Annotated in this window: 25 protein-coding genes, 1 pseudogene and 2 riboswitches; of the genes and pseudogenes, 16 read left to right on the top strand and 10 right to left on the bottom strand. The window is 68.9% G+C overall.

What is annotated here, in order from left to right; translation table 11 throughout:
• A complete protein-coding gene (gene fdnG / locus JHW48_RS17775; protein WP_147388126.1) occupies positions 1-3,081 on the bottom strand; it encodes a formate dehydrogenase-N subunit alpha in 3,081 nt (1,026 codons plus the stop codon).
• 249 nt (positions 3,082-3,330) lie between these two features.
• Here fdnG and JHW48_RS17770 point away from each other — a divergent pair, with 249 nt between their 5' ends.
• From JHW48_RS17770 to JHW48_RS17760, 3 genes are read left to right on the top strand one after another with little or no spacing between them, the layout of a single operon-like run.
• The gene (locus JHW48_RS17770) at positions 3,331-4,194 is read left to right on the top strand and encodes a putative selenate ABC transporter substrate-binding protein (RefSeq protein ID WP_119887022.1); all 864 of its coding nucleotides are present in this window, start codon (positions 3,331-3,333) and stop codon (positions 4,192-4,194) included.
• Positions 4,195-4,197: 3 nt separating this feature from the next.
• On the top strand, positions 4,198-4,854 hold the full coding sequence (locus JHW48_RS17765; RefSeq protein WP_119887023.1) for a phosphonate ABC transporter ATP-binding protein: 657 nt from the start codon (positions 4,198-4,200) through the stop codon (positions 4,852-4,854).
• Positions 4,823-6,361, top strand: coding sequence for a PhnE/PtxC family ABC transporter permease (locus JHW48_RS17760; RefSeq protein WP_272835901.1), 1,539 nt, complete (start codon positions 4,823-4,825; stop codon positions 6,359-6,361). Before JHW48_RS17765 ends, JHW48_RS17760 begins: the two co-directional genes overlap by 32 nt.
• Here JHW48_RS17760 and JHW48_RS17755 read toward each other — a convergent pair.
• Both JHW48_RS17755 and JHW48_RS17750 read right to left on the bottom strand, forming a co-directional pair.
• Positions 6,358-6,960: an acyl-homoserine-lactone synthase gene (locus tag JHW48_RS17755; RefSeq protein ID WP_119887864.1), complete on the bottom strand. Its 603-nt coding sequence runs from the start codon at positions 6,958-6,960 to the stop codon at positions 6,358-6,360. The genes JHW48_RS17760 and JHW48_RS17755 overlap by 4 nt on opposite strands.
• 15 nt (positions 6,961-6,975) lie before the next feature.
• Positions 6,976-7,185 carry a hypothetical protein gene (locus tag JHW48_RS17750; protein WP_119887865.1) on the bottom strand — a complete coding sequence of 70 codons (210 nt, stop codon included), beginning with the start codon at positions 7,183-7,185 and terminating at the stop codon, positions 6,976-6,978.
• A gap of 139 nt (positions 7,186-7,324) precedes the next feature.
• On the opposite strand from JHW48_RS17750, the gene JHW48_RS17745 reads away from it, so the two are divergent.
• Positions 7,325-7,942, top strand: coding sequence for a helix-turn-helix transcriptional regulator (locus JHW48_RS17745; RefSeq protein ID WP_119887866.1), 618 nt, complete (start codon positions 7,325-7,327; stop codon positions 7,940-7,942).
• Positions 7,943-7,946: 4 nt separating this feature from the next.
• Here JHW48_RS17745 and xylB read toward each other — a convergent pair whose 3' ends face one another.
• The gene (gene xylB, locus JHW48_RS17740) at positions 7,947-9,395 is read right to left on the bottom strand and encodes a xylulokinase (protein WP_119887867.1); all 1,449 of its coding nucleotides are present in this window, start codon (positions 9,393-9,395) and stop codon (positions 7,947-7,949) included.
• A gap of 205 nt (positions 9,396-9,600) precedes the next feature.
• Here xylB and minC point away from each other — a divergent pair, with 205 nt between their 5' ends.
• The 4 genes from minC to JHW48_RS17720 are packed head-to-tail and all read left to right on the top strand — an operon-like array spanning position 9,601 to position 11,778.
• The gene (gene minC, locus JHW48_RS17735; RefSeq protein WP_272835900.1) at positions 9,601-10,338 is read left to right on the top strand and encodes a septum site-determining protein MinC; all 738 of its coding nucleotides are present in this window, start codon (positions 9,601-9,603) and stop codon (positions 10,336-10,338) included.
• Positions 10,335-11,183, top strand: a complete 849-nt coding sequence (gene minD / locus JHW48_RS17730; protein WP_119887900.1) for a septum site-determining protein MinD — start codon at positions 10,335-10,337, stop codon at positions 11,181-11,183. Before minC ends, minD begins: the two co-directional genes overlap by 4 nt.
• Positions 11,180-11,464, top strand: coding sequence for a cell division topological specificity factor MinE (minE, locus tag JHW48_RS17725; RefSeq protein ID WP_205962009.1), 285 nt, complete (start codon positions 11,180-11,182; stop codon positions 11,462-11,464). The genes minD and minE overlap by 4 nt, the downstream gene beginning before the upstream one ends.
• A complete protein-coding gene (locus tag JHW48_RS17720) occupies positions 11,461-11,778 on the top strand; it encodes a hypothetical protein (protein ID WP_205962010.1) in 318 nt (105 codons plus the stop codon). The genes minE and JHW48_RS17720 overlap by 4 nt, the downstream gene beginning before the upstream one ends.
• A 19-nt stretch (positions 11,779-11,797) precedes the next feature.
• On the opposite strand, the gene JHW48_RS17715 is transcribed toward JHW48_RS17720, so the two are convergent.
• From JHW48_RS17715 to JHW48_RS17705, 4 genes and pseudogenes are all read right to left on the bottom strand, one after another.
• Positions 11,798-12,555 (bottom strand): IS5-like element ISPaes2 family transposase gene (locus tag JHW48_RS17715; protein WP_119887901.1). Its coding sequence is split into 2 segments (ribosomal slippage): positions 11,798-12,231 and positions 12,231-12,555, totalling 759 coding nucleotides; the frame shifts between segments, so codons are not numbered across the junction.
• A 62-nt stretch (positions 12,556-12,617) separates the two neighbouring features.
• Positions 12,618-13,505: an MFS transporter gene (locus tag JHW48_RS17710; RefSeq protein WP_272835899.1), complete on the bottom strand. Its 888-nt coding sequence runs from the start codon at positions 13,503-13,505 to the stop codon at positions 12,618-12,620.
• Between the two features lie 67 nt (positions 13,506-13,572).
• Positions 13,573-13,677 (bottom strand): annotated as a pseudogene (locus JHW48_RS18720) (hypothetical protein); the annotation flags it as partial.
• Between the two features lie 92 nt (positions 13,678-13,769).
• Positions 13,770-14,312 (bottom strand): TetR/AcrR family transcriptional regulator, encoded by a 543-nt coding sequence (locus tag JHW48_RS17705; protein WP_119887963.1) that lies wholly within the window; start codon positions 14,310-14,312, stop codon positions 13,770-13,772.
• A 98-nt stretch (positions 14,313-14,410) separates the two neighbouring features.
• Between JHW48_RS17705 and JHW48_RS17700 the strand changes: the two genes are divergently transcribed.
• Positions 14,411-15,064 carry a ceramidase domain-containing protein gene (locus JHW48_RS17700; RefSeq protein WP_272835898.1) on the top strand — a complete coding sequence of 218 codons (654 nt, stop codon included), beginning with the start codon at positions 14,411-14,413 and terminating at the stop codon, positions 15,062-15,064.
• A 6-nt stretch (positions 15,065-15,070) separates the two neighbouring features.
• On the opposite strand, the gene JHW48_RS17695 is transcribed toward JHW48_RS17700, so the two are convergent.
• Positions 15,071-16,954: a methyl-accepting chemotaxis protein gene (locus tag JHW48_RS17695; RefSeq protein ID WP_119887226.1), complete on the bottom strand. Its 1,884-nt coding sequence runs from the start codon at positions 16,952-16,954 to the stop codon at positions 15,071-15,073.
• Between the two features lie 104 nt (positions 16,955-17,058).
• Positions 17,059-17,258: riboswitch (cobalamin riboswitch) on the top strand.
• Positions 17,259-17,384: 126 nt separating this feature from the next.
• On the opposite strand from JHW48_RS17695, the gene JHW48_RS17690 reads away from it, so the two are divergent.
• From JHW48_RS17690 to JHW48_RS17660, 7 genes are all read left to right on the top strand, one after another.
• Positions 17,385-19,232, top strand: a complete 1,848-nt coding sequence (locus tag JHW48_RS17690; RefSeq protein ID WP_119887225.1) for a TonB-dependent receptor plug domain-containing protein — start codon at positions 17,385-17,387, stop codon at positions 19,230-19,232.
• Between the two features lie 73 nt (positions 19,233-19,305).
• Positions 19,306-19,507: riboswitch (cobalamin riboswitch) on the top strand.
• Between the two features lie 87 nt (positions 19,508-19,594).
• A complete protein-coding gene (gene nrdH / locus JHW48_RS17685) occupies positions 19,595-19,816 on the top strand; it encodes a glutaredoxin-like protein NrdH (RefSeq protein WP_119887224.1) in 222 nt (73 codons plus the stop codon).
• A 4-nt stretch (positions 19,817-19,820) separates the two neighbouring features.
• Positions 19,821-20,234, top strand: a complete 414-nt coding sequence (gene nrdI, locus JHW48_RS17680) for a class Ib ribonucleoside-diphosphate reductase assembly flavoprotein NrdI (protein WP_119887223.1) — start codon at positions 19,821-19,823, stop codon at positions 20,232-20,234.
• Complete coding sequence (gene nrdE / locus JHW48_RS17675) at positions 20,219-22,342, top strand: class 1b ribonucleoside-diphosphate reductase subunit alpha (protein ID WP_119887222.1); 2,124 nt, start codon at positions 20,219-20,221, stop codon at positions 22,340-22,342. Before nrdI ends, nrdE begins: the two co-directional genes overlap by 16 nt.
• A 70-nt stretch (positions 22,343-22,412) precedes the next feature.
• Positions 22,413-23,381, top strand: a complete 969-nt coding sequence (gene nrdF, locus JHW48_RS17670) for a class 1b ribonucleoside-diphosphate reductase subunit beta (RefSeq protein ID WP_119887221.1) — start codon at positions 22,413-22,415, stop codon at positions 23,379-23,381.
• 4 nt (positions 23,382-23,385) lie between these two features.
• Positions 23,386-25,035, top strand: a complete 1,650-nt coding sequence (locus JHW48_RS17665; protein WP_119887220.1) for a sensor histidine kinase — start codon at positions 23,386-23,388, stop codon at positions 25,033-25,035.
• Entirely contained in the window at positions 25,035-25,754 is a 720-nt protein-coding gene (locus JHW48_RS17660) for a response regulator transcription factor (protein WP_119887219.1), read from the top strand. Before JHW48_RS17665 ends, JHW48_RS17660 begins: the two co-directional genes overlap by 1 nt.
• Here JHW48_RS17660 and JHW48_RS17655 read toward each other — a convergent pair.
• Positions 25,739-26,299 (bottom strand): phosphoribosyl-AMP cyclohydrolase, encoded by a 561-nt coding sequence (locus JHW48_RS17655; RefSeq protein WP_119887218.1) that lies wholly within the window; start codon positions 26,297-26,299, stop codon positions 25,739-25,741. The genes JHW48_RS17660 and JHW48_RS17655 overlap by 16 nt on opposite strands.
• Positions 26,300-26,317 lie beyond the last annotated feature (18 nt).

Here is a 26,317-nt window from a genome sequence, read left to right as displayed (position 1 = left end):
TCATGCGACCGGCTCCTCTGCTGCGGGTTCGATATTGACCAGGAAGGCCTTGAACTCCGGCGTTTCCACATTGGCGTCACCGACGAAGGGCGTCAGGCTGTTGGGCCCCCATCCCTTCTTGGCGGCACCCATGAAGCCCCAATGCAGCGGGATGCCCACGACATGGACGGTCTTGCCGTCGCAGGTCAGCGGACGGATCCGCTTGGTCACCACGGCCTTGGCCCAGACCTGCCCGCGCGCCCCCCAGACCCGCACGCGGCCGCCCTTGGCGATGCCCCGTTCGGCGGCCAGCTCCTCGCTGATCTCCACGAAGAACTCGGGCTGCAACGCGGCGTTCACCGGGTTGTGCTTGGTCCAGTAGTGGAAATGCTCGGTCAGGCGGTAGGAGGTGGCGACCAGCGGGAATTCCTCGCTGCTGCCGAGGCGTGCCGCATCGGATGCGAACATCCGCGCCACCGGGTTGCCGCGCATGCGCGGGTTGAACACGTTGGCCATGGGGCTCTCGAAGGGCTCCATATGCGTGGGGAAGGGCCCGTCGCGCATCATGCCCCGGGTGAAGAGCCGCGAGACCCCTTCCTGGTTCATGATGAAGGGACCGACCTCGGACGGGTTCGCGGTGGGCGCGATGTCGGGGATGTCATATCCCGTCCAGCGTTCGCCGTTCCACTGGACCAGCGGGCGCGTCGCGTCCCAAGGCCGGCCCTGAAGGTCGGCCGAGGCGCGGTTATAGAGCACCCGCCGGTTCGCCGGCCAAGCGAAGGCCCAGTTCAGGTACATGCCGGTCGCGTCGGGGTCGGAATTGTCCCGCCGCGCCATCATATTGCCATCCTCGGTCCAGCTGCCGGCATAGATCCAGCAGCCCGCCATGGTCGTCCCGTCCGCGCGCAGCTGGCCGAAGCCGGACACCTGCCGGCCCGCCTGCACGATGACCGCGCCCGTCGCCGGGTCGGTCACGTCGCTCAGGGCGCGGCCGTTCATCTCGCGCGCCAGCTCTTCGGGCATGGGATTGCCGGGATCGGCATAGTCCCAAGACAGGTTCACGATCGGATCGGGGAAGGCACCGCCCTCGGACCGATAGAGATCGCGCACCCGCGTCCAGATCTGCGCCATGATCCAGGTGTCGTGCTTGGCCTGGCCCGGCGGCGTCGCGCCCGGCCAGTGCCATTGCAGCCAGCGGCCCGAATTGACCAGCGCGCCCTCGTCCTCGGCAAAGCAGGTCGTGGGCAGCTCCAGCACCTCGGTCTGGATCTCGGCGGTGGGCACGTCGTTATGCGCCCCGTGATTCTGCCAGAAATGCGAGGTCTCGGTCGACAGCGGGTCCATGACGACCAGCAGCTTCAGCCGCGACAGCCCGCGGGTGACCTTGCCCCGGTCGGGGAAGGACAGCATCGGGTTGAAGCCCTGGCAGAAATAGATGTTCACGCGGTCGTTGTTCATCAGCTCGAACATCCGCAGGACATCATAGGCCGGCACGTCCAGCTTGGGCAGATAGTCGAAGGCCCAATCGTTCTGTTCCGTCGCCGCATCCCCCCACATGGCCTTGAGGAAGCTGACCATGAAGTTGGGATAGTTCTGCCAGTAGCTGGTCTGACCGGGACGCAGCGGCGTGAAGCTGCGGGTGGACAGATAGGTCTCCCAGTCCCGTTCGCGTTCGGTGGGGATGTTCAGATAGCCCGGGATCAGGTTCGACATCAGGCCGATATCCGTCAGGCCCTGGATGTTGGAATGGCCGCGCAGCGCGTTCATCCCGCCGCCCCGGACGCCGATATTGCCCAGGATCAGCTGCAGCATCGCCATGCCGCGGATGTTCTGGGCCCCCTTGGAATGCTGGGTCCAGCCAAGCGCATACATCGAGGTCATGGTCCGGTCGGGCGCGCTGCATTCCCCGATCATCGCGCAGATGTCCAAGAACTTGTCGCGCGGCGTGCCGGTGATGTTCTCCACGAATTCGGGCGTGTAGACATCGACATGCTGGCGCAGCATCTGCCAGACGCAGCGGGGATCCTGCAGGGTCGGGTCGGTCAGCGCATAGCCGTCCTCGCCGATCTGGTAATCCCAGCTTTCCTTGTCGTAGTCGCGCTTTTCCTCGTCATAGCCGGTGAAAAGCCCGTCGGACCAGCCGAAATCCTCGCGCACCAGGAACGACGCGTTGGTGTAGTTGCGGACATAATCCCACTGAACCTTGTCGTTTTCCATGCACCAGCGGATCGCCCCCATCAGGAAGGCGATGTCGCTGCCCGGACGGATGGGCGCGTAGTAATCCGCCACCGATGCGGTGCGGGTATAGCGCGGGTCGACGACGATCAGCCGGGCACCGCGTTGGGCCTTGGCCTCGGTCACCCATTTGAAGCCGCAGGGATGCGCTTCGGCGGCATTGCCGCCCATCACGATCACCAGGTCGGTGTTCTTGATGTCAGTCCATGGATTGGTCATCGCTCCACGGCCGAATGTCGGGCCCAAACTGGACACCGTCGGGCCGTGTCAGACGCGAGCCTGATTATCGAATCCCACAATCCCCATGGACCGGACCGTCTTGTAGGTCAGCCATGCGGTTTCATTGGTCGTGGCCGATGCGGCCAGGAAACCCGTCGTCGTCCAGCGGTTGACGGGGGTGCCGTCATCGTTGGTGGCGATGAAGTTCGCGTCGCGGTCGTCCTTGACGGCGCGGGCGATCTTGTCCAGCGCCTCGTCCCAGCTGATCTCCTCGAACTGGTCGGAACCGGCGCGGCGGATGCGGGGATGGGTCAGGCGGGTGGGGGCATGGACGAAATCCTTCAGCGCCGCGCCTTTGGGGCACAGCGTTCCGCGGTTCGTCGGGTGGTCGGCATCGCCTTCGATATGCATCAGCTCGGCGGTCTCGCCGGCCTTCACGTCGCCGCGCGAATACATGATGATCCCGCAGGCGACCGAACAATAGGGGCAGGTGTTGCGTGTTTCCGTCGTCGTGGTCAGCTTGAAGGCGCGCACGCTTGCCGCCTCGGCTGCCTCGGCCGCGCCAAATCCCATGGCGCCCAGTGACGTTGCCGCAACCCCCGCACCCGCCAGCCTCAGAAAGCCGCGGCGCGAAAGGTCGATATTCATGGGACCCTCCCCTCTGCCTGTCGTTTGATAGGTACAGACCAATCGTCCTCCTTTGACCGCTCCAAGTCAAGGCGGATTGTATTGCGCGCGACCTTTCACCTGGTCTATGGTCCGGGGGCAAGCCGATGCGCCGGGGGCGTTCGGGCCAGGTGGGCTGCGCCGGAAACGGGGCTTTGCACAGCGGCGCGCGATCTCCGGGATCCGCCGGTCCAAGCATCTGCAACCCTTCAGTCGACGGAAACCCGATCCATGCCGCTTTCCCCCCGCATCTGCGCGGGCCTTCTGGCCCTTCTGCTGCCCGTCTCGGCCGCCGCCCAGGACGCGCTCTATTTCTCGGCCATTCCCGACGAGGACGAGACCCGCCTGATCGAGCGCTTCACCGCCGTCGCCGGATACCTGTCCGACGAATTGGGCGTGCCGGTCGAATTCGTGCCGGTGAAGTCCTATCCCGCCGCCGTCACCGCCTTCTGCAACGACCAGGTCCAGCTGGCCTGGTTCGGCGGGCTGTCGGGGGTGCAGGCGCGGCTGCTGGTCGACGGCGCCCGCGCCATCGCCCAAGGCGACGAGGACACGACCTTCGTCAGCTATTTCATCGCGCATCGGGATACCGGCCTGGAACGGTCCGAGGATTTCCCCGAGGCCGCGCGCGGCCTGTCCTTCACCTTCGGGGCCAAGACCTCGACCTCGGGGCGGCTGATGCCCGAATACGCGATCCGCGAGAATACCGGCGAGGCGCCGGAGGCGTTCTTCGACCGGGTGGGATTCTCGGGCGATCACAGCCAGACGCTGCGGCTGGTTGCCTCGGGCGCTTGGCAGGTCGGGGCGCTGAACTACACCGTCTATGACCAGGCCGTGGCCGACAACGCCCCGGAGGTCGAGACCGCCCATGTCATCTGGCAGACGCCGCCCTATCCCGACTACAACTGGACGATCCGCGGCGATGTGGATGCCCGGTGGGGCGAGGGTTTCGCGGACCGGGTGCAGGCGGCGCTGATCGGGATGGACGATCCCGACCTGCTGGCGGCCTTTCCCCGCAACGCCTTCATCGCGGCCGAGAATGACGACTATGCCCCGATCGAGGATGTCGCCCGCCAGCTGGACCTGCTGGAATAGGCCTTGCAGCTGCTGGATCGCGCCGATCTGGGCTGGGGCGACGCCCCGGTCCTGACCGGCATCAGCCTGACTGTCGCGCCGGGGGAAAGGCTGGCCCTGCTGGGGCGCAGCGGGTCGGGGAAGTCGACCCTGCTTTCGGCCCTGCGCGGCGCGGTCGAGGCGCGGGGCATGCGCATGGCGCTGGTCCCCCAGGACGCGGCGCTGGTGCCGCAGCTGTCGGCGCTGCGCAACGTGCTGATGGGGCGGTTGGACGATCACGGCGCCTGGCGCAACCTGGCGACCCTGATCCGGCCCGCCCGCCGCGACCGGGCCGAGGCAGGCGCCGTGCTGGACCGCGTGGGCCTGCAGGGCCTGGCCGACACCCGGGTCGAGACCCTGTCGGGCGGCCAGAAGCAGCGCGTGGCGTTGGCCCGCGCGCTCTATCGCGGCGGCGAGATCATCCTGGGCGACGAGCCGCTCTCGGCCGTCGATCCGCTGCAGGCCCAGGCCTTGGCGCGGCTGGTCCAGGGGGCGTTTCCGACCGCGATTCTGGCCATGCATGACGTGGCCGTGGCCCGCGCCTTCGCCAGCCGCGTGATCGGTCTGAAGGAGGGGCGGGTGCTGTTCGACCTGCCGGTGGCGGGGCTGGATGCGGCGCGGATCGACCGGCTCTATGGTTAGGCTGTCGCGCCTCGGGGTGGTGGCGGGGTTCGTGGTCCTGGCCGCGGCCTGCCTGCCCTTGGCCGATCTGGCGGTGGCGGGCCATGATCCGCGCGCGGCCCTGATGCGCATGGGCCGGGGCTTTCTGTCGCCCGATTTCGGCGCCATCGAGCAGATCCTGCGTGCCCTGGCCCTGACCGTGGCCTTCGCCGTGGCCGGGGTGGCCTTGGGCGGCGCGGCGGGGCTGTGCCTGGCGCCCTTCTACCGGCTGTGGCCGGTCCGGGCGCTGGCCATCGCGGTGCGATCCGTGCACGAGCTGTTCTGGGCGCTGCTGCTGCTGCAGGTCTTCGGGATCAGCGTCTGGTCGGGGGTGCTGGCCATCGCGCTGCCCTATGCGGGGATCTTCGCCAAGGTCCTTTCCGAGATGCTGGACGAGGCCGATCCCCGCCCCGCCGCCTGGCTGGGGCCGCGGGTCGATGCGCTGACGCGGTTCCTGTGGGCGCGGGCACCGCTGGCGGGGCCGCAGATGGCCAGCTATGCGCTCTATCGGCTGGAATGCGGGCTGCGGTCCTCGGCGGTACTGGGCTTCGTGGGCCTGCCGACCCTGGGCTTTCAGCTGGACAGCTTCTTTCGCCAAGGGGATTACGGCGCGGCGGGGGCGGTGATGATCCTCTATGTCGGGCTGATCGCCTCGATCCGGCTGTGGATGCGGCCGCGGCTGGTCCTGGGCTGGCTGGTCTTTGCCGCGGTGATGCTGGCCACGGTGCGCACCCCGCCAATGGGGCAGGGGGCGCTGTGGCGGTTCCTGTCCCAGGACATCATCCCCGCGCCGCTGCGCCAAGGCGATCCGGCGGGCCTGCTGGCCTGGCTGGGGACCCTGATGCAGGGGGCGATCCTGCCCGGGCTGGTCGCCACGCTGATCATGGCGCAGCTGGCGCTGGTGCTGGCGGGGGCGGTGGCCTTCGTCGCGCAGGCGCTGATCGTGCCGCGGGTGACGGGGCGGGCGGGCGCGGCCTTGGGGCATCTGGTGCTGGTGATCCTGCGGTCCTTTCCCGAATACATGCTGGCCTATCTGTTCCTGCAGGTCTGGGGGCCGTCGATGCTGCCGGCGATCCTGGCCCTGGGGCTGCATAACGGGGCGATCATCGGGCATCTGCTGGGCCGGCAGGCGGCGGGGCTGGCGCTGCGGGCCGATGCGCCGCGGGGCCTGACCCTCTGGGGATGGGAGATCGTGCCGCGGCTTTTCGGCAATTTCGTCGCGCTGTGCCTTTACCGGTGGGAGATCATCATCCGCGAATCCGCGATCATGGGGATCCTGGGCATCGCCACCCTGGGATTTTTCCTGGACGATGCGATAGGCGAGCTGCGCATGGACCGCGCAGTCGTCATCCTGGCCGCGACCGGGCTGGTCACGGTGGGCATCGACACGCTGTCGCGCGCCATCCGCGCCCGGATCGGGGCCGGGCACCTGCGCGTCGCGGGGCCGGAGGGGGCGCGCCCCGCCCCCGGCCCGGCGGCGGGTGGCTAGGCGGCCATCTGCGGCCCGCGCACCGCGCAGGCAAAGGCCAGGAACTTGCCGTCGTCATTCGACACCAGGTCCCCCATCGGCCGCGGCGTCCAGCCGAGCCGCGAGGCCATCCTCAGGAAGGCGGGCGGGCCCAGGAACAGGCAATCCGTCGCGCCGACCTGGTGCAGATACTGGTTCGACGCCTCCAGGATCGCCTCGGCCAGGCCCGGGCGGGGCAGGGCCGCAAAGCGCGTCAGCTCCCATGCCTGGGGATCGACGGGGGGTTCGTCATGGCACAGATTGGTGGGCATGCCCGGCAGCAGCCCCAGATGGGCGTCGCGGATCATGTAGGAATAGACCACCTTGCCGCCCCCGAAGGAACAGTCGGTCCGCTTCAGCCGCGCGCCGCCGACGGCGCGGCCGTTCTCATGCGCGATGACATAGACGGTGTCGAAGGTGTCGTATTGCTCGAACTCGATACCCTCGGCATGGTGCAAAGGCCATGCCATGCGGTCCACGAAGATCTGCTTGCGCAGCTTGAAGAAGCTGGTGACCAGATCGAAGCGGTCCATGTCGCGGGGCAGGCGGATCGTGTCGATCCGCAGGGTGCTGTCGGTCATTTGGGTGATCCTTGCTTACTGGCGATAGCCTTTGGGCAGCCGGGCGAGGCCCAGGAATTGCCGTCCCCCGGTGACGTTGTTGGGCAGCCACAGCCCCCATCCGGTGACCTCGACGCGCAGCACGCCATCCTCGGCATAGGCGTCGAAATAGGTCAGCATGGTCTCGACCATGTCGCGACTGAATTCAGCCGTCGCCAGCCGTGGTTCCCTGATTTCCTTGACCATGGCGGTCCTCCTTTTACCTGATAGGTAGCACCGGGATGGCGCGCGGGTGCGAGGATGTCGCGCGAAAAATGCGCAACCTGCCTTTTCAGCATGTCCGAAAAGACATATTCTGCCCATCACCAACGCGTGGGAGGGGTGGATGCTGAACGACCTGATCCCGAATTTCGACGACGAGATCGCGCAGATGCATGCGCTGGCGCCGTCGGGTTGGATCATGGGATTCAACCTGACCTACAAGGGGCCGGAGCATCTGTTCAACGCCTATCCAGAGGCCTGGCGCGGCATCTACGAGGAACGCAACTATTTCTTTGGGGACCCGGTCGCGATGTGGACGATGACACATGAAGGTGCCGTCCGCTGGTCCGAGGTGCGCATCCCCGACCTGCGCGGGGTGATGCAGGCGGCGCGGCGGTTCCGGCTGAACTATGGGGTGGCGATATCGCGCAAGGTGGCGGGCAAGCGGTCATTCCTGACCCTGTCCCATCCCGAACGCGAATTCACCGATGACGAGATCGCCCACGCCCGCGCCAAGTTCAACCTGTGGACCGACATGGTACTGAACCGCGCCTCCCTGACCCAGGCCGAGCTGGACGTGCTGCGCTGTTTCCGCGACGGGCTGGGCCAGATCGAGACCGCGACCCAGCTGGGCATCGCGGAATCCACCGTCAAGCAGCGCGCGCTGCGCGCCTGCGGCAAGCTGGGCGCGAAAAGCCGCACCCAGGCCGTGGCGATCGTGGTGGCGCGCAACTACCTCTAGCAGGTCACTGCACGGCGCGGATCGCGGGATAGGCCGCGCGGAACCCCTGCAGGGCGGCGGCGAAATCCTCGCGCAGGGCGGCGTTCGGGGCGATCTCGCCGGTGATGGCGGGGGGGGGCATGATCTCGGCCGGGCTACCCACGCCGCAGGCCACCATGCCGAGCCGCGCCGCCCCCAGGGCCGCGCCGAAATCGCCGTCCTCGGGCAGGGTCAGCGTCACGTCCAGCGCGGTGGCGATCACCTCCAGCCAGTATCGCGACCGCGCGCCGCCGCCGATGGCCATCAGCCGGTCGGGCCGCGCCCCCGTCGATTGCAGCGCGGCCAGGCTGTCGGCCAGACCGAAGGCCACCCCCTCCAGCACGGCGCGGGTCAGGTCGTCGCGGTCGGTCCCCGCGCCCATCCCGGTCAGGGCGGCGCGGATGGCGGGGTCGTTATGCGGCGTGCGCTCGCCCGACAGATAGGGCAGGAATCGCACCGCCCCCGGCGCGCGCAGCGGCCCCAGATCGGCGGTCAGCGCGGCCGGGCTGGCCCCGGTGATCCGCCCCAGCCAGTTCAGGCTGTCGGTCGCGGCCAGCATCACACCCATCTGGTACCACCGCTCCGGCACGGCATGGCAGAAGCTGTGCAGCGCCGTGTCCGCCGCCGGGGCATAGCCGTCGCGCGCGGCCAGCAGCACCCCCGAGGTCCCGAGCGAGACGAAGCCCGCGCCTTCGGCCAAGGCCCCGATGCCGCAGGCGGCCGCCGCATTGTCGCCCGCGCCCCCGGCCACGGTCACCGGGCCGCGCAGGCCCCATTCGGCGGCCAGGTCCGGACGCAGGCGCCCGGCCTCGGCGCTGCCCTCGACCAGGCGCGGCATGCGGGTGCGGTCCAGCCCCGTTGCCCCCAGCAGCGCGTCCGACCAGTCGCGCGCCCCCACATCCAGCCAGCCCGTCCCCGAGGCGTCGGACAGATCGCCCACCGCCTCGCCCGTCAGCCACAGGTTCAGCCAGGCCGCCGGCAGCAGCACCCGCGCCGCCCGGTCGAACAGGTCCGGCTCGTGCCGCTGCATCCAGGCCAGCTTGGGCGCGGTGAAGCCCGGAAAGACGATGTTGCCGGTCAGGTCGCGGAACCGCGGATCGGCGTCCAGCGCCGCGGCCTCGACATGGCTGCGGGTGTCGTTCCACAGGATGCAGGGCCGCAGCACGCGGTCATCAGCGTCCAGCACCGTCGCGCCATGCATGTGGCCCGCGACGCCGATCCCGGCCAGATCGGCGAATTCCGGACGCTCGGCCCGCAGCTGGCCCACCGCGCCCTGCAGCGCCGCGATCCAGTCGGCGGGGTCCTGTTCGGACCAGCCCGGATGGGGGTGTTCGACCCGGTAATGCCGTTCGGCCGAGGCCAGGGGCCGGCCCGCGCCGTCCACCAGCAGCGCCCGCAGCCCCGAGGTGCCCAGATCGATTCCCAGATAGCTCATCCCGTCCCCCATCGTGCTTCGCGCAAGGTTGACCGATCGGCCCCCGATGTCCAGTGGCCGGGCGGCGACGCGCGAATATCGGCCTGATCGGCCCCAATCCCGCCGCCATGGCTTTCACCGCGCGCCCGTTCGTGAAAAAGAGGCAACCGACAAGAGCGGCGCATCCCGATTCGCGATCCGCCCAGAGCAGGAGCACAGTTTCGACGTGTCAGACCGATCTGCCCGGCCCCGGGCGCAGGCCGCCCAGTTTCAGGTCCGCGGACGCTTCCTGACCGCGTTGGCGCTGCGCATCGACGGCAGCGCGCTGGACGATGCGCTGCTGGCGCAGCTGGACGACCAGCTGGGGCGCACGCCGCAGTTCTTTTCCGGCGCGCCGGTGGTGCTGAACCTGGACCCGGCCCCCGCCGATCCGGCCCGGCTGCGGGCGCTGGTGGCCCGGCTGCGCGGCCAGGGCCTGCGGGTCTTCGGGCTGGAGAATGCGGGCGCGATGGATCCCGCCCTGCTGGAGGCTCTGGGCCTGATCCCCGTGGCCCCCGGCCGCGACGCCCCCATGCCCCGGCCCGCCGCGGCGGCGCCGGAGGCCCGGCAGGACCCGCCCGCCGCCGATGCCGCGCCGCGCAACAAGGTCATCCGCGTGCCCGTGCGGTCGGGCCAGGTGATCATGGCCGAACAGGGCGATCTGACGGTGATCGGATCGGTCGCCTCGGGGGCCGAGCTGATCGCGGCGGGCAACATCCATGTCTATGGCCCCCTGCGCGGCCGGGCCATCGCGGGATGCCATGGCGACGAGTCCGCGCATATCTTCTGCCAGAGCCTGAACGCCGAACTGGTCGCCATCGCCGGTCTCTATCAGACCAGCGAGACGCTGGAGGAGGCCGTCCGCCAGCAGCGCACGCATATCTATCTTGAGGATGAGAAACTTCGCATGGAGGTGATCGCATGACGACAGAATCCGGGACCAAGCCGCCACTGGGGCGGGTCATCGTGGTGACCTCGGGCAAGGGGGGCGTGGGCAAGACGACCTCCTCCGCGGCGATCTCGGCGGGGCTGGCCAAGCAGGGCTTCCGCACGGTGGTCATCGATTTCGACGTGGGCCTGCGCAACCTGGACATGACGATGGGATGCGAGCGCCGGGTGGTGTTCGACTTCATCAATGTCATCCAGGGCGACGCCAAGCTGAAGCAGGCGCTGATCAAGGACAAGCGGCTGGACACGCTGTCGATCCTGCCGACCTCGCAGACGCGCGACAAGGACGCGCTGACCCGCGAGGGGGTCGAGAAGGTCCTGACCGAGCTGAAGACCGAATTCGACTATATCATCTGCGACAGCCCCGCGGGGATCGAGCATGGCGCCCAGATGGCCATGCATTTCGCCGACGAGGCCGTGGTGGTGACCAATCCCGAGGTCTCCTCGGTCCGCGACAGCGACCGGATCCTGGGCCTGCTGGGCAGCCAGACCCACCGCGCGGCGACCGACGGGGCCGAACCCGTCAAGGCGCAGGTGCTGATCACCCGCTACGACCAGGAACGGGTCGAGCGTGGCGAGATGATGACCGTCGAGGATGTGCTGGAGATCCTGGCCGTGCCGCTGCTGGGCGTCGTGCCCGAAAGCAAGGCCGTTCTGAAGGCGTCGAACGTGGGCACGCCGGTCGTGCTGGACGGCCCCTCGGCCGCGGCGCAGGCCTATGAGGACGCGGTCTCGCGCCTGATCGGCGGCTCGGTCGAGATGCGCATCGCCAGCGAGCCGCGCCCGGGCCTGCTGCAGCGCCTGTTCGGTCGCGCGTCATGAGCCTGTTCAGCTTTGCGCGCAGAAAGCGCCCGACCCCAAGCGCCCAGACCGCCAAGGACCGGCTGCAGATCCTGCTGGCCCATGAGCGGGGCACCGGCGGATCGCCCGAGGCCGATTATCTGCCCATGCTGCAGCGCGACATCGTCGCCGCGATCCGCAAGCATGTGCCGATCGGCGACGAGGATGTCGAGGTCCGCATGGAACGCGGCGACCAGATGTCCAGCCTGGAGATCAATATCGAACTGCCCGGCGCGCCCCCCTCGGGGGCCAAGGGCCGATGAGCGACGATCCGGGGCCGGTTGGCGCCCCGGATGGCCCGTCCGAGGACCGGCGTGCGCCCCAGCTGACCAGCGCCACCCGCCAGGCGGGCTGGCGTCGGGCGAATCCCGCGAAATACATTGCCCATCTGGAGGTCCAGAAGGCGCTGGCCGCCGGCCGCCTGACGCGCGAGCCCTGCGAGGTCTGCGGGGCCGAGGTCGTGGACGCGCATCACGACAGCTATGACCGCCCGCTGGAGGTGCGCTGGCTGTGCCGGCGTCATCATGTCAAGCTGCATCAATATGGCGAGGACATGTTCCCCGTCCGCCGCCGCTAGGCTCCAGACTCATTGAGTTTCACAGCCAGAACAAGACGGTTGCGGCGAGCATGATCGCTGAGAAGAACGTTTCCGGGCAGCGGTCATAACGGGTTGCGACGCGCCTCCAGTCCTTCAGACGTCCGAACATGATTTCGATGCGGTTACGCCTTTTGTAACGCCGCTTGTCGTATTTGACGACCTTCTTGCGGGACCTCCGTCCGGGGATGCAAACCTTTATCCCCTTGTCTTTCAAAGCGTCTCTGAACCAATCAGCGTCGTAGCCCCTGTCGGCCAGAAGCCACTCAGCCTTCGGCAGGCTGCCCAGCAGCGCCGCCGCGCCGGTGTAATCGCTAACCTGGCCGGCCGACATGAAGAACCCGATCGGCCGCCCCTTCGCATCGGCGACAGCGTGCAACTTGGTGTTCATACCGCCTTTGGTGCGCCCGATCTGGCGCCCGCGCCCCCCTTTTTCACCCCAAGGCTCGAGGCCGTGCGGTGTGCCTTGAGATAGGTCGCGTCAATCATGATCGTCTTGTTCTCGGCGCTCTCGGCGGCAAGGCCGACCATGATCCGGGCAAAAACCCCGTTATCGCTCCAGCGCTTCCAGCGGTTGTAGAGGGTTTTGGCCGGGCCGTATTCCTTCGGCGCGTCACACCACCGCAACCCATTACGATTGATGAAAATTATGCCGCTGAGGACGCGACGATCATCGACCCGGGGCTTGCCATGGCACTTGGGAAAGAACGGTTTCAGACGCTCCATTTGGGCGTCGCTCAGCCAGTAAAGATTACTCATCGATCAGGTCTCCTTGAGGAGCCTGAATCATGCAAAGACCGTAAGATCAATGGGTCTGGAGCCTAGGCAGCGGGGACCGGGACCACGCGTGCGCCCCGATGCGGGACCGGCAGGGCGGCCAGCGCCATGACCAGCACCGCGGCCCAGAGGGCGGTGTCGATGCCCCGGGCCTCGGACAGGGCGGCGAAGGCGGGGGCGCCGACGCTCTGACCCGCGGCGATGGTCAGGAAGGCCAGCCCCAGGCCCATATCGGGCCGCCCGCGAAAGATCGCGATCCCCCAAAGCAGCAGCGCCCCGGTCGACAGGATATAGCCCGCCCCGAACAGCGCCATCACCCCGAGCGGCCCCCAGCAGCCCGGCCCCGTCACGGCCAGCCAGGCCAGCGCCGCCCCCATCAGCCCCAAGGCCAGCCAGTGCACCGCGCCGATCCCCCACCGGTCGGTCAGCACGCCCGTCACCGCTCCGGTCAGCCCCGCCGCGCCCAGCACGATCCAGGCCAGCGCGATGCCCCGATCGGTGACCGCCAGCCGGTCCTGCAGGATGTCGGCGCCGAAGGTCCAGACCGCCGTGCTGCCCGCCCCCATCAGCAGCCCCGCCAGCCCGAGCGCCACCACCCCCTGCCCCCGCCCGGCCGGGCCGGTCGGCGCATCGGTAAGCAGCCGCCCGGGGGGGATGGTCAGCCACAGCCACAGCGTGATCGCCGCGCCCATGGCGGCGAAGGCCATGTAAAGCTCCCTCCAGGCGGATGCGAAGGCCATGACCGCCAAGCCCGACAGCATGATCCCCGCCCCCGTGCCCGCATTGATCAGCCCGTTGGCGGCGGGGCGGCGCGGCTCGGCGATCCAGCGCGCGACGGCGGCGGCCAAGGGCGGCGAGGCCAGCCCGGTGCTGAGCCCCGCCAGCGCCATGCCCGCGAAGACCACCGTCCCCAATGGCGCCGCCCCGATCATCCCCAACCCCCGTGGCGAACAGCCCCGACAGCACCGCCACCCGGCGCGGCCCCCAGAGGGGCACGACGAGCAGCGCCACCACAACGCCGATGCAATAGGCGCCGAAGCCCGCGCTGCCGATCCAGCCCGCCTGGATCGGGGTCAGGCCCAGCTCGGCCTTGATCTGGGGCATCAGCAGGCCGAAGGCGAATCGCGACAGCCCATAGGCCAGGGCGGTCAGGGCGAAGGCCGCGCCGATCAGGCTGCTGGCCGGGGGGGTGCGGGTCATGACGGCTCCGATGCGGCGCGGGACAGAAGGGCTTGTGCGGCGGACAGCGCCGCGTCGATGACCGAGGGTCCGGCCACCGCGGCGGCGGCGGTCGCACCCTCGAAGAGCAGCCAGATCTGGGTGGTCAGCATCTCGTCCGGGCGGCCGAGGCAGGTTCGGACGCGGCGCGCGATCTCGCCCCGGAACTCGGTCTTCTGCCGGGCGACCAAGGCCGCGACCGCGTCACTGGCGGCGGCATATTCCGCCCGCGCCCGCAGCAACATGCAGCCATGCGCGCCGTGATCGACCAGCCAGTCGGCCAAGGCCTGGAACAGCGGCTCGATCCCGTGATCGGGCAGCCGGGCCAGCGCCCGCATGAAGGCTTGGTGCCGCCGCTCCACCACCGCCAGGACCAGCCCGTCGCGCGACCCGAAATGTTTGTAGAGCGTGCGCGTCGATGCCCCCGACGGCGCCAGCACGGCATCGACGCCGATGCCGCGAAAGCCTTGCAGCTCGAAGACGCCCATGGCGCCGGCGATGATCTCGTCCCGTTTTTCCATGGGGCGGGTGTAAAGCGTTCGTTTTACATGCGCAAGCCCGCCCTTGCCACCGGCGGCCGGGCATGGCCCCATGGGCGTGACATGCGAAGGGAGACGCGATGAGCTGGCTGGAACCCGTGAACGCCTATTGCGAGAGGACCGGCCCCGACTACTGGTCCGAGCCGATCAACGCCGTCACCAACCTGGCCTTCCTGATCGGGGCCGCGGTGATCGCCCCGCGGCTGCGGGGGCCGGGGATGGGGACGGGGCGGCTGCTGGCGGCGATCCTGTTCGTGATCGGCATCGGGTCTTGGCTGTTTCACACCCATGCCAACCGGCTGACGGGGTTGATGGACGTGCTGCCGATCCTGGCCTTCATCCTGGTCTACATCTTCGCGGCCAGCCGGGATTTCCTGGGGATGCGGCCGTGGCTGGCGGGGGTGGCGACGCTGGCCTTCCTGCCCTATGCGGCGGTGACGGTGCCGGTCTTCGCGCTGATCCCGGGGATCGGATCCTCGGCGGGCTATGCGCCGGTGCCGGCGCTGATCCTGGCCTATGCGGCGATCCTGTGGCGGCGCGACCCGGACACGGCGCGGGGGCTGGCCATCGGGGCGGCGATCCTGGTCGCCTCGCTGACCTTCCGCAGCCTGGACATCCCGCTTTGCGACGTCACGCCCTTCGGGACGCATTTCATGTGGCACATTTTGAACGCGGTCATGCTGACCTGGATGATCGAGGTCTGGCGCCGGCACGCATCGCGCCGGCGCCGCTGATCGGGATCAGAACTCGGCCATGCGGGCCTGGCGCGGGGCCTGGACCACGCGGGCCGGGGCGCGGGCCGGGGCGGCCTGCATCCGCGCGCCCGTGTCGAAGCCCGCCAGCGCGCCGTTCAGCTCGCGCGCCTGCTGGTTCAGCGAGGCCGCGGCCGCATTCGCCTGTTCGGCCACGGCGGCGTTCTGCTGGGTCACCTGATCCAACTGGTTGACGCCCTGGTTGATCTCGGCCAGGGCGATGGCCTGGTCATTGGCCGCCAGCGCGATCGAGGCCACCTGGTCCGAAATCGACCGCGCCCGGTCGAGGATCTGTTCCAGGCTGCCCCCCGTGCGCGAGACCAGCGTCGAACCCGCCTGCACATGCGTCGAGGAATCCGAGATCAGGCCCTTGATCTCGCGCGCGGAGTCGGATGCGCGCTGCGCCAGGCCCCGCACCTCGGAGGCGACGACGGCAAAGCCGCGCCCCGCCTCGCCCGCCCGCGCCGCCTCGACGCCCGCGTTCAGCGCCAGCAGGTTGGTCTGGAAGGCGATGTCGTCGATCACCGCGATGATGCGGTTGATCTGTTCGGCGGATGCCTCGATGCGCTTCATTGCGGCGATGGCCTCGCCCACGACGCTGCGGCCCTGTTCGGCGATGGCATGGTTGTCCGACGACACCTCCTGCGCCGAGCGGGCAAGGCCCGCGGTCGATTCGACGCTGGCCGTCAGCTCGGTCAGGGCGGCGGCCGATTGCTCCAGCGTGGCGGCCTGGGTCTCGGCCCGGCTGGCCAGATCCTCGGCGGCCGAGGTGATCTCCTCGGATCCGCCCTGCACCTGGCGCGCCACGTCGACGATGCGCATCATCGTGCCCGACAGATCGGTGGCCACCTGATTGAAGCTGGACCGCAGCTGTTCGTAATCGGCCGGGAAGGGGTCATGGGCGGGGTTTTCGATCCGCGCGGTCAGGTCGCCCCGCGCCAGGCGCTGCAGCCCGGCCATCAGGTCCGACACGGCGCGGCCCTGCTTGCGGGCCTGGTCCTCGGCCTCGGCCTGGGCCTCGGCGCGGCTGGCGGCGACGGCCTCGCGGTCGCGATCGGCCTGGGCCAGGTTGTCGCGGAACATCTGCAGGCTGCGGGCGATGGATCCGACCTCGTCGCGCAGGTCCGTATGGGGGATGGGCCGGTCGTAATCGCCTTGGGCCACGTCCTGCATCGCCCCGTCCAGCGCCACCAGCGGCCGCATCCCGCGCCGCGTCATGACCGAATTGATGGTGCAGGCCACGGCCAGTGCCAACAGCGTGATCGCCAGCGCGACCCCCATACTGCGCTGCAGGACCTGGTTGATCTGCGAGATCGCCGTCCCGGCATAGAGCACGCCGTGAACCTCGCCCTGGGCGTTGCGGATCGGCAGATAGGCGGTGATGTAGTCCTCGCCCAAGATGTTGGCCTGGCCCGCGAAATATTCGCCGCGCAGCATGGCCTCATGGACCGGGCCCTGCGGGTCCAGCGCCGTGCCCACCGCGCGCGTGCCGTCCGGGCGCATGACGTTCGTGGTCATGCGGATGAACTGGCCCGAGGCGTCGCGGCGGAAGATCGTCGCCGTCTCGGCGGTCTGGGCGCCGACGCTGTCGATCATCGCATGGTCGTCGAAATCGGGAATCACCGGCCAGACGACGTCGCTCAGCGTGCCGTCGGCCTGTTCGGTGGCGGAAAAGCCCTCGAACTGGTTGCGCAGCTCATGGGCAAGGACGCGCAGCGTCACGCGCTGCAGGCTCTCGGCGCTTTCCATCAGGCTGTCGCGTTTGGTCAGGGTGAAGGCCCCCACCAGCACGAAGGCCAGCGTCGCCATCAGCACCACGCTGGTGGCGATCGTGCGCTGGCGCAGGGTCAGTTTGGGAATTCGGGCTTTCATCGCGCGCTCCGGGTTCTGTGACGGCGTCAGGTTTAGGCCAAAGGTCCTAAGATCCCGTTAGCGCCCACCGCGCGCTTGGGCGTTGACAGCCCGGCGCGGGATTTGCATGAAGGCCGCGCTACGGTTCCGGCCTTGCGGTCGGATGAAATGGGAACGCCGGTGTCGCCCGACAGGGTCAATCCGCGGCTGCCCCCGCAACAGTAAGCGGCGAGCGACGGCCCCCGCAGCCACTGGAGCGATCCGGGAAGGCGGGCCCGAGCCCTGACCCGCAAGCCAGGAGACCTGCCGCAGCACTCACCCATTTCCGGTGCGGGGCGCGCCAGGAAAGCGGCCTTTTCCCGCAGAGGTGTCCGTCACCGCCCGGCATCGCCATGCGCCGGGCATCGTTCTGTGCCGCAGGCCCCGCCTGCATCCTGGAAAGGTCCGACCGATGCGTCGTCCCCTGTCGATCCTGGCGCTTGCCGCCGCCCTGCCCACAGCTGCACTGTCCCAAGAAGGCCAGCCCGTCCTGCTGGACGGCATCGTCATCTCGGGCGGGCTGGCCCCCGTGCCCCAGCAGGGCTTTGCCCGCGCCCATACCGTGATCGAGGGGGACGAGATCCGCCGGCGCGGCCTGGTCACCGTCCAGGAGGCGCTGCGCGGCCTGCCCGGCCTGTCGGTCAGCAGCTCCGGCAACCTGACCCAGCTGCGCGTTCGCGGGGGCGATGGTCGCCACGTCCTCGTTCTGATCGACGGAATCGAAGCCGTGGGCGGGGGCGACGAATATTTCTTCTCGGGGCTGGACACGGATCATGTCGAGCGGATCGAGGTGCTGCGCGGGCCGCAATCGGTGGCCTATGGCTCGAACGCCTCGACGGGGGTGGTCAACATCATCACCCGCCGGGCCGAGCCAGGCCGCGCCGCGGGCGGCAGAGTCGAGCTGGGCAATGGCGGTGCCGCATCGGCCTGGGTTACGCAGCGCGGTGATCGGGGCGGCGTGGCCCTGACCCTGTCGGCGCGCGAGGATCGGGGCTTCGACCAGTCGGGCGATGGCGGCGGGCGCGACGGCACGAACCGGCGCACCATCGGCCTGTCGGGCGATTTCGCCGCGACCCCGGATCTGCGCTTCGGCACGGTGCTGCGCCGGTCGACCGAGACGATCGGCCGCGACGTGACGGATTTCTTCGCCAGCGACGCGGCGGGCTATGTCGTCGATGCCGACCTGATCGACGATCGCGACGAGTTCCAAGGGGGCATCTGGGCCGAGCTGGCCCCCGAGGGCGCGGCCCTGTCCCACCGGATCGACCTGCAGCAGACCATCGAGAAGCGCCGCCCCGCCGATGACGTGGACAGTCGGGGCGAGACGGTGAAGCTGAAATACCGCGCCACCCTGGGCCTGGACGGCAGCGCGGCGGATGCGCGCCAGGTCGTCAGCCTGCTGGCCGAACGCCAGCGCGACACCAACACCTTCGCCCAGGGCCGCGACCGGCGGATGGGCTCGGTCGCGCTGGAATACCGCGCCGCGCTGGACGGGGGGCTGGACCTTCAGGCCGGGCTGCGCCGCGACCGGAACCGCGAATTCGCCGATTTCACCAGCTGGACCGTCGCCGGGTCCTGGCAGGTGCCGGACCGGCCCTTGCGACTGCATGCCTCGGCGGGGACGGGGCTGGTCAGCCCGTCCTTCATCGAGCTTTTCGGCGGTTTCGGCACGATCGGCAATCCCGACCTGCGCCCCGAGATCAACCGCAGCATCGACATCGGAATCGAGACCCAGCTGGCCGGCGGCATCATCGACCTGACCTGGTTCCGCGAGCGTCTGGACCACGAGATCGAGTTCTTCGTCACCGATGCGGGCGCATTCTCCTATCGCAACCGCACCGGCCGCAGCCCGCGCGAGGGGGTCGAGCTGTCGGGCCGCATCGCGGTGACCGACGCGCTGACCTTGGGCGGCAGCTATACCTATCTGGACGCGCGCGACCCCGGCGGCGCGACCGAGATCCGCCGCCCGCGGCACGAGGCCGCAGTCTCGGCCAGTTTGGCCCTGCTGGAGGGGCGGGCCGATCTGTCGGGCGATCTGCGCCATGTCTCGGGCCTGCGCGACACCGAATTCTGGCTGGACGGCGGGACGGTGACGGTCCCGTCCTTCACGGTGGCGAATGTGGCGGCAGGCTATGACCTGACGCCCCGGGTGCGGGCGACGGCGCGGGTGGTCAACCTGTTCGATCGCGACTATTCCGAGGTGATCGGCTATGCCAGCCGGGGCCGCACCGCCTATGCCGGATTGCAGGCCCGCTGGTAAGGGTAGGCGATTCGACCGCCTGCGGGGGCCGCTTTCGAAAACACAAGATGTTGACAGTCGCGTGGCGATCATGTCCATATCGGGTGGTCATGGTGCCCCCGACTCGCGTCGGGGGTGAAAAGGGAAACCGGTGCGCCCCGTCGCGGGTCAGGCCGGTGCTGCCCCCGCAACTGTAAGCGGCCGGCAGGGCTGATCACGCCACTGGAGCGATCCGGGAAGGCCAGCCCCGCCATCAGGCCGCCAGCCAGGAGACCTGCCATGACGCGACAGAAACGACTCCGGGCGGCGGGCCCGGCGGCGTGGCGCGGGACGTGGTCCCGGCCATTCCGTGCCCGTATGGCCCATCACGAAAGGCACGGCCCATGACCATCACCGTCTATTCCAAACCCGCCTGCGTGCAATGCACCGCCACGACCCGCGCGCTGGACGCCAAGGGCCTGGACTATCACGTGATCGACCTGACCCAGGATGACGAGGCGATGGCCCGCGTCACCCAGCTGGGCTATCGCCAGGCGCCGGTGGTGATGGCGGGCGACCGCCACTGGGCGGGCTTTCGCCCCGACATGATCGGCCAGCTGGCCTGATCCCGTGGCGGGGCTGGTCTATTTCTCCTCCGGTTCGGGGAATACGGCGCGGTTCATCCAGGCTCTGGGCCTGCCCGCCGCGCGCATCCCGATCCGCCAGGACGAGGCCGTCCCCGCGCCCGGCGCGCCCTATGTGTTGATCTGCCCGACCTATGCCGACGGCACCGGGGCGGGCGCGGTTCCCAAACAGGTGATCCGCTTTCTGAACGACCCCGCCCGCCGCGCCCTGATCCGGGGCGTCATCGGGGCGGGCAACCGCAATTTCGGGGCGACCTATGGTCTGGCCGCCCGGATCATCGCCGAGAAATGCCGCGTCCCGCTGCTGGCCACCTTCGAGCTGGCCGGGACCCAAACCGATATCGCCCGCATCCGCGACGGGCTGACCCTGTTCTGGAGAGAGCCATGCTTGACGCCGTGAAGCCCGACCTCGACTACCACGCGCTGAATGCGATGCTGAACCTCTATGACGGGGACGGTCGCATCCGCTTCGACGCGGACCGCATGGCCGCGCGGCAGTATTTCCTGCAGCATGTGAACCAGAACACGGTCTTCTTCCATTCGCTGGACGAGAAGCTCGATTACCTGGTCGACGAGGGCTATTACGAGGCCGAGGTCCTGGCGCAATACCCGCGCGAGTTCCTGCATGCGATCTGGGCCGCCGCCTTTCGCGCCAAGTTCCGCTTTCCGACCTTCCTGGGCGCGTTCAAATACTACACCAGCTACACGCTGAAGACCCGCGACGGGCAGCGTTATCTGGAACGCTACGAGGATCGCGTGGTGATGGTCGCGCTGACCTTGGCGCGTGGTGATCAGGCGCTGGCGATGCGCTTCATGGGCGAGATGCTGTCGGGCCGTTTCCAGCCCGCGACGCCGACCTTCCTGAATGCCGGGAAAAAGTCGCGCGGCGAGCTGATCAGCTGCTTCCTGCTGCGGATCGAGGACAACATGGAGTCCATCGGCCGCGCCATCAACTCGTCGCTGCAATTGTCCAAGCGCGGCGGGGGCGTGGCGCTGATGCTGACCAACATCCGCGAGGCCGGCGCGCCGATCAAGGGAATCGAGAACCAGTCATCGGGCGTCATCCCGGTGATGAAGCTGCTGGAGGACAGCTTCAGCTATGCCAACCAGCTGGGCGCGCGGCAGGGGGCGGGTGCGGTTTACCTGAACGCGCATCACCCGGACATCCTGCGCTTTCTGGACACCAAGCGCGAGAATGCGGATGAGAAGATCCGCATCAAGACCCTGTCGCTTGGCGTGGTGATCCCCGACGTGACCTTCGAGCTGGCGAAGCGGAACGAGGATATGTACCTGTTTTCGCCCCATGACGTGCAGAAGGTGTACGGCGTGCCCTTCTCGGAGATATCGGTTTCCGAAAAATATGCCGAGATGGTCGAGGACAAGCGCATCAAGAAGCGCAAGATCAACGCGCGGGCCTTCTTCCAGACCCTGGCCGAGATCCAGTTCGAATCGGGCTATCCCTACATCATGTTCGAGGACACGGTGAACCGCGCCAACCCCATCGCGGGGCGGATCACCATGTCGAACCTGTGCAGCGAAATCCTGCAGGTGGCCGAGGCCTCCGAGTTCAACGAGGATCTGGGCTATGCCAAGATGGGCACGGACATCTCCTGCAACCTCGGCAGCCTGAACATTGCGCAGACCATGGACGGCCCGGATTTCGGCGAGACGGTGGAGACGGCGATCCGGGCGCTGACCGCGGTCAGCGAGATGTCGGCGATCGACGCCGTGCCCTCGATCCGGCGCGGCAATGACGAGGCGCATGCGGTGGGCCTTGGCCAGATGAACCTGCACGGGTTCCTGGCGCGCGAGCGGATCCACTACGACAGCCCCGAAGCGGTCGAGTTCACCAGCGTCTATTTCGCGGCCGTCGCCTATCACGCGATCCGCGCCTCGAACGCGCTGGCGCGCGAGAAGGGTGAGACCTTCAAGGGGTTCGCGGATTCTCGCTATGCGGACGGGTCGTTCTTCGAGAAATACGTCACCCGCGACTGGCTGCCCGAGCGGGAGGGCGTCGCGCGGCTGTTCGAGGGCATCACCCTGCCGAAGCGCGCCGATTGGGCGGCGCTGCGTGAGGCGGTGATGAAGGACGGGCTCTACAACCGCAACCTTCAGGCGGTGCCGCCGACCGGGTCGATCAGCTATATCAACAACTCGACCAGCTCGATCCATCCGATCGTGTCCAAGATCGAGATCCGCAAGGAGGGCAAGATCGGCCGCGTCTATTACCCCGCGCCCTTCATGTCGAACGAGAACCTCGACTACTACCGCGACGCCTACGAGATCGGGCCGGATGCGATCATCGACGTCTATGCGGCGGCGACCGAGCATGTGGATCAGGGTCTGTCGCTGACGCTGTTCTTCCCGGCGGAGGCCACGACGCGGGACATCAACCGGGCGCAGATCAAGGCGTGGAAATCGGGGATCAAGACGATCTATTACATCCGCCTGCGCCAGGCCGCGCTGGAGGGGACCGAGGTGCAGGGCTGCGTCAGCTGCTCGCTGTGACCGGCGTCGGACCGGGGGCCTGCCCCCGGACCCCCGGGGTATTTGGACAACGAAGAAGAGGCTTTGGGCGATGCGTGACATGGTGACGGGCGCGGCGCGCGCGATCAATTGGAACCGGTTGGAGGACGAGAAGGACCTGGAGGTCTGGAACCGGCTGACGGTGAATTTCTGGCTGCCCGAGAAGGTGCCGCTGTCGAATGACGTGCAGAGCTGGGCGACGCTGCGGCCGGCCGAGCGCGAGCTGACCATCCGGGTCTTTACCGGGCTGACGATGCTGGACACGATCCAGTCGAGCCTGGGCGCGCCCGCGCTGATGGGCGATGCGATCACGCCGCATGAGGAGGCTGTGCTGTCCAACATCGCCTTCATGGAGGCGGTGCATGCGCGGTCCTATTCGTCGATCTTCTCGACGCTGTGCTCGACGCCGGAGGTGGATGATGCCTTCCGCTGGTCCGAGGAGAACCCGCATCTGCAGCAGAAGGCGCGGCTGATCCTGCAGGAATACGCGGCGGACGCCGATCCGCTGAAGCGCAAGATCGCCAGCGTTTTCCTGGAAAGCTTCATGTTCTATTCGGGCTTCTACCTGCCCATGTACTGGTCCAGCCGCGCGAAGCTGACCAACACCGCCGACCTGATCCGCCTGATCATCCGCGACGAGGCGGTGCATGGCTATTACGTCGGCTACAAGTTCCAGCGCGGGCTGGAGCGGGTCGGCGAGGCCGAGCGCGACGCGCTGAAGGATTTCGCCTTTTCGTTGATGTTCGACCTTTACGAGGTCGAGAGCCGCTATACCGAGCAGCTCTATGACGGGATCGGGCTGACCGAGGACGTCAAGGCCTTCCTGCATTACAACGCCAACAAGGCGCTGCAGAACCTGGGCTATGAGGCGCTGTTCCCGCCCGCCGCCTGCGAGGTGAACCCCGCGATCATGGCCGCCCTGTCGCCCGACAGCGAGAACCATGATTTCTTCTCGGGGTCGGGATCGTCCTATGTGATCGGCAAGACCGTCGCGACCCAGGACGAGGACTGGGATTTCTGATCCGGTGACACCGACCCGGTCACGGCGCCGGCGCAGCAGCTATGTCCGGCGGCTGCAGCTCGCCTTCGGGGCCTTGGCGGGCCTGGCGCTGCTGATGGCGGTGCTGGGCTGGCACATCCTGCGCGAGGCCGAGCATCGGGTCCTGCGCGGGCGGATCGCCAGCGATGTCTATACCTCGCTGCTGCTCTTTGCCGAGGCCAAGGCCGAGCTGCGCAACTGGTCCTATCGGCGCGTCCTGGACCAGCCGGCGACGGCGGAGGCGCGCGACGCGCTGATCGACGCGCTGCAGGGGCATCTGGGCGATTACGCGGCACTGGCCGATCTGGCGCGGGCGCGCGATGCGGGCCGCAACAAGCCCGCGATCGAGGCCGAGGCCCGCGACCGCATCCTGACGGTGCTGGCCGCGGTGGTCGACCGGCTGGATGCGCAGACCGGGGCGCTGCTGCCCGCATCGCCCTTGGCCGAGGGCGTCGCCATCCGCCGCATCGACCGCCAGTTCGACAGCCTGGCCGAGGCGGACCTGCCCGCGCTGCTGGACGAGGGGCTGCGGGCCGAGCGCGCCGCGCTGGATCTGGAGCGTCTGCGCGCCGACGAGGGGCTGGCCGATGCGCGCCAGCTGTTTCTGGCCGCGGCGGGGACGGGGGCGGTGGGCAGCCTGGCGCTGGCGCTGTTGCTGGTCCTGCGCCTGCGCCAGCCGCTGCGGCGGCTGGAGACGGGGCTGGCGGCCTTTGCGGCGGGGGATTTCGGGCATCGCTTCGGCGGGTTCAGGGATCGCGAATTCGTCCAGCTGGGCCGCCAGCTGAACGCCATGGCGACCGAGGTCGTCCAGAACCGCCAGCGCGACGATGAATTCCGCAGCCAGCTGGAGGGCGCCGTCCAGGCGCGCACCTCCGATCTGCGCCGTGCCTTGGCGGAACTGGCGGCCTCGGAACGGGCGCGCCAGCAGCTGGTCGCCGATATCGGGCATGAGCTGCGCACCCCGGTCACGGTGATCCGGGGCGAGGCGCAGGTGGCGCTGCGGGCGGCGGATGCCGATGCGCCGCGGGCGGCCTTGGGGCGCATCGTCGACGTGACGCGCCAGATGGGCCGGTTGATCGAGGATCTGCTGGTCTTCGTGCGCCGGCCCGATGACGGGATGCGGGTCGATCCGCGCCCGGTGGGTCTGGCGGATGCCTTGGACCGCGCGTTGGGCGGGGCGCGCAGCCAAGGTGCGGCGCGGGGCGTGACGGTGGCGATGGGCGCGGTGCCCGCAGGCATCCGGGTGATGGCCGATCCCGACCGGCTGCAGCAGATCCTGGCGGCGCTGCTGGATAATGCGCTGCGCTATTCCCATCCCGGCGGCGCGGTGTCGGTGGATGTCGCGACGGATGGCGGGCGGGTGCGGATCGCCTTGCGCGATCAGGGCATCGGGATTACGCCGCGCGACATGGATCATGTCTTCACACGCGGCTGGCGGGGCAGGGCGGCGCGGCGTCACCGGCCCGACGGGCTGGGCCTGGGCCTGGCGATCGCGCGCGACCTGGCACGGGCACAAGGCGGCGGGCTGGATCTGGGCCCGAACGATCCGCGCGGCGTGGTGGCGGTGCTGGCCCTGCCCTTGGCCCCTGATCCCGGGGCCCCCGATCCCGTGTCCTCCGATCCCGGGGCCGCCTGATGGAGATCCTGCTGATCGAGGACGATCCGCGCGTCGCGGATTTCCTGACCCGCGGCCTGCAGGCCGAGGGCTACGCCGTCCAGCACCGCGCCTGCGGGCGCAGCGGCCTGGCCGCGGCCGAGGCGTTTTCGCGCGACTGCCGGATGCGGGGCGCGGCGGGGGTGATCGTGCTGGATGTGCTGCTGCCGGGGATGGACGGGCTGACGCTGTGCCATGCGCTGCGCCAGCGCGGCCATGACGTGCCCATCCTGATGCTGAGCGCGCTCGGCGAAAGCCGGGAACGCACCGACGGGCTGCGGCGGGGGGCGGATGACTATCTGCCCAAGCCCTTCGATTTCGACGAATTGCTGGCCCGGATCGAGGCGTTGATGCGCCGCGCCCTGCGCCCCGTCGACCGCGCACCGCCGCGCATCGGCGCCATCACGCTGGACCGCCGCCTGCCCGCTTTGCGCTGCGGCGAGCGCGAGCTGGCCCTGACCGCGCGCGAGCTGGCCCTGATCGAGCTGCTGATCGCCGCGCGCGGGGCGACCGTCAGCCGCGAGCGCATCCTGGCCCGTGTCTGGCAGACCGATCGCGACCCGCTGACCAATGTCGTCGATGTCTATGTCAGCCGGCTGCGGCGCAAGCTGGCCGCGCTGCAGCCGGGCGCGGGGATCCTGGCGGTGCGCGGCCTGGGCTATCGCCTGACCGCGCCCGACGGGGATCAGTTCACGCCATAGGGCAGCGAGGAATGGTGCAGCACGATGCGCAGATCGCCCGCCGCGTCGCGCTGGAACCCCCAGGTCTTGTCCACCGTCGTCACCGCGCCGTCGGGGCCGGTGATATGGACATGGCCCATGGTCAGCGCCGTGTCGCCGGCGATGAAGATGGCGGCGTTCTCGACCTCGACCCCGGTCCAGCCTTTCAGCGCAAAGCCCTGATCCTGTGGGAAATCATCGTCATGGCCGATGAAATAGGCCAACGCCCCCTCGGGCGTGGTGCGGAAGGTCTGTTCGCCCCCGGCCAAGGTCGGCTTGAAGAGGACCGGCCCCATGTCATGGCCATAGGCGCCGTCCAGCACCGCGGCCGCGCTGTCCCGCGCCCGGTCGATGCCGCCGATGTCGTAATCATGGGCGATGCGGACCAGGCCTTCGCCCCAGGCCTGCTGGGCGGCCTCGACCTCGGCCTGGGTCAGGGTGGTGTCCAGCTTGGTCGCCTCCACGGCCAAGGCGGCGCCGGGCAGGGTCAGGAAGGCTGCGGCCATGGCCAAACGGTTCAGGGTCATCGTTCTCTCTCCTCTGTG

This window comes from Paracoccus aestuarii (genome assembly GCF_028553885.1).
In the GTDB taxonomy this organism is placed as follows: Bacteria; Pseudomonadota; Alphaproteobacteria; order Rhodobacterales; family Rhodobacteraceae; genus Paracoccus; species Paracoccus aestuarii.
The sequence above is the reverse complement of the archived record's forward strand: the minus strand, read 5'-3'. Positions and strand labels throughout refer to the sequence as shown.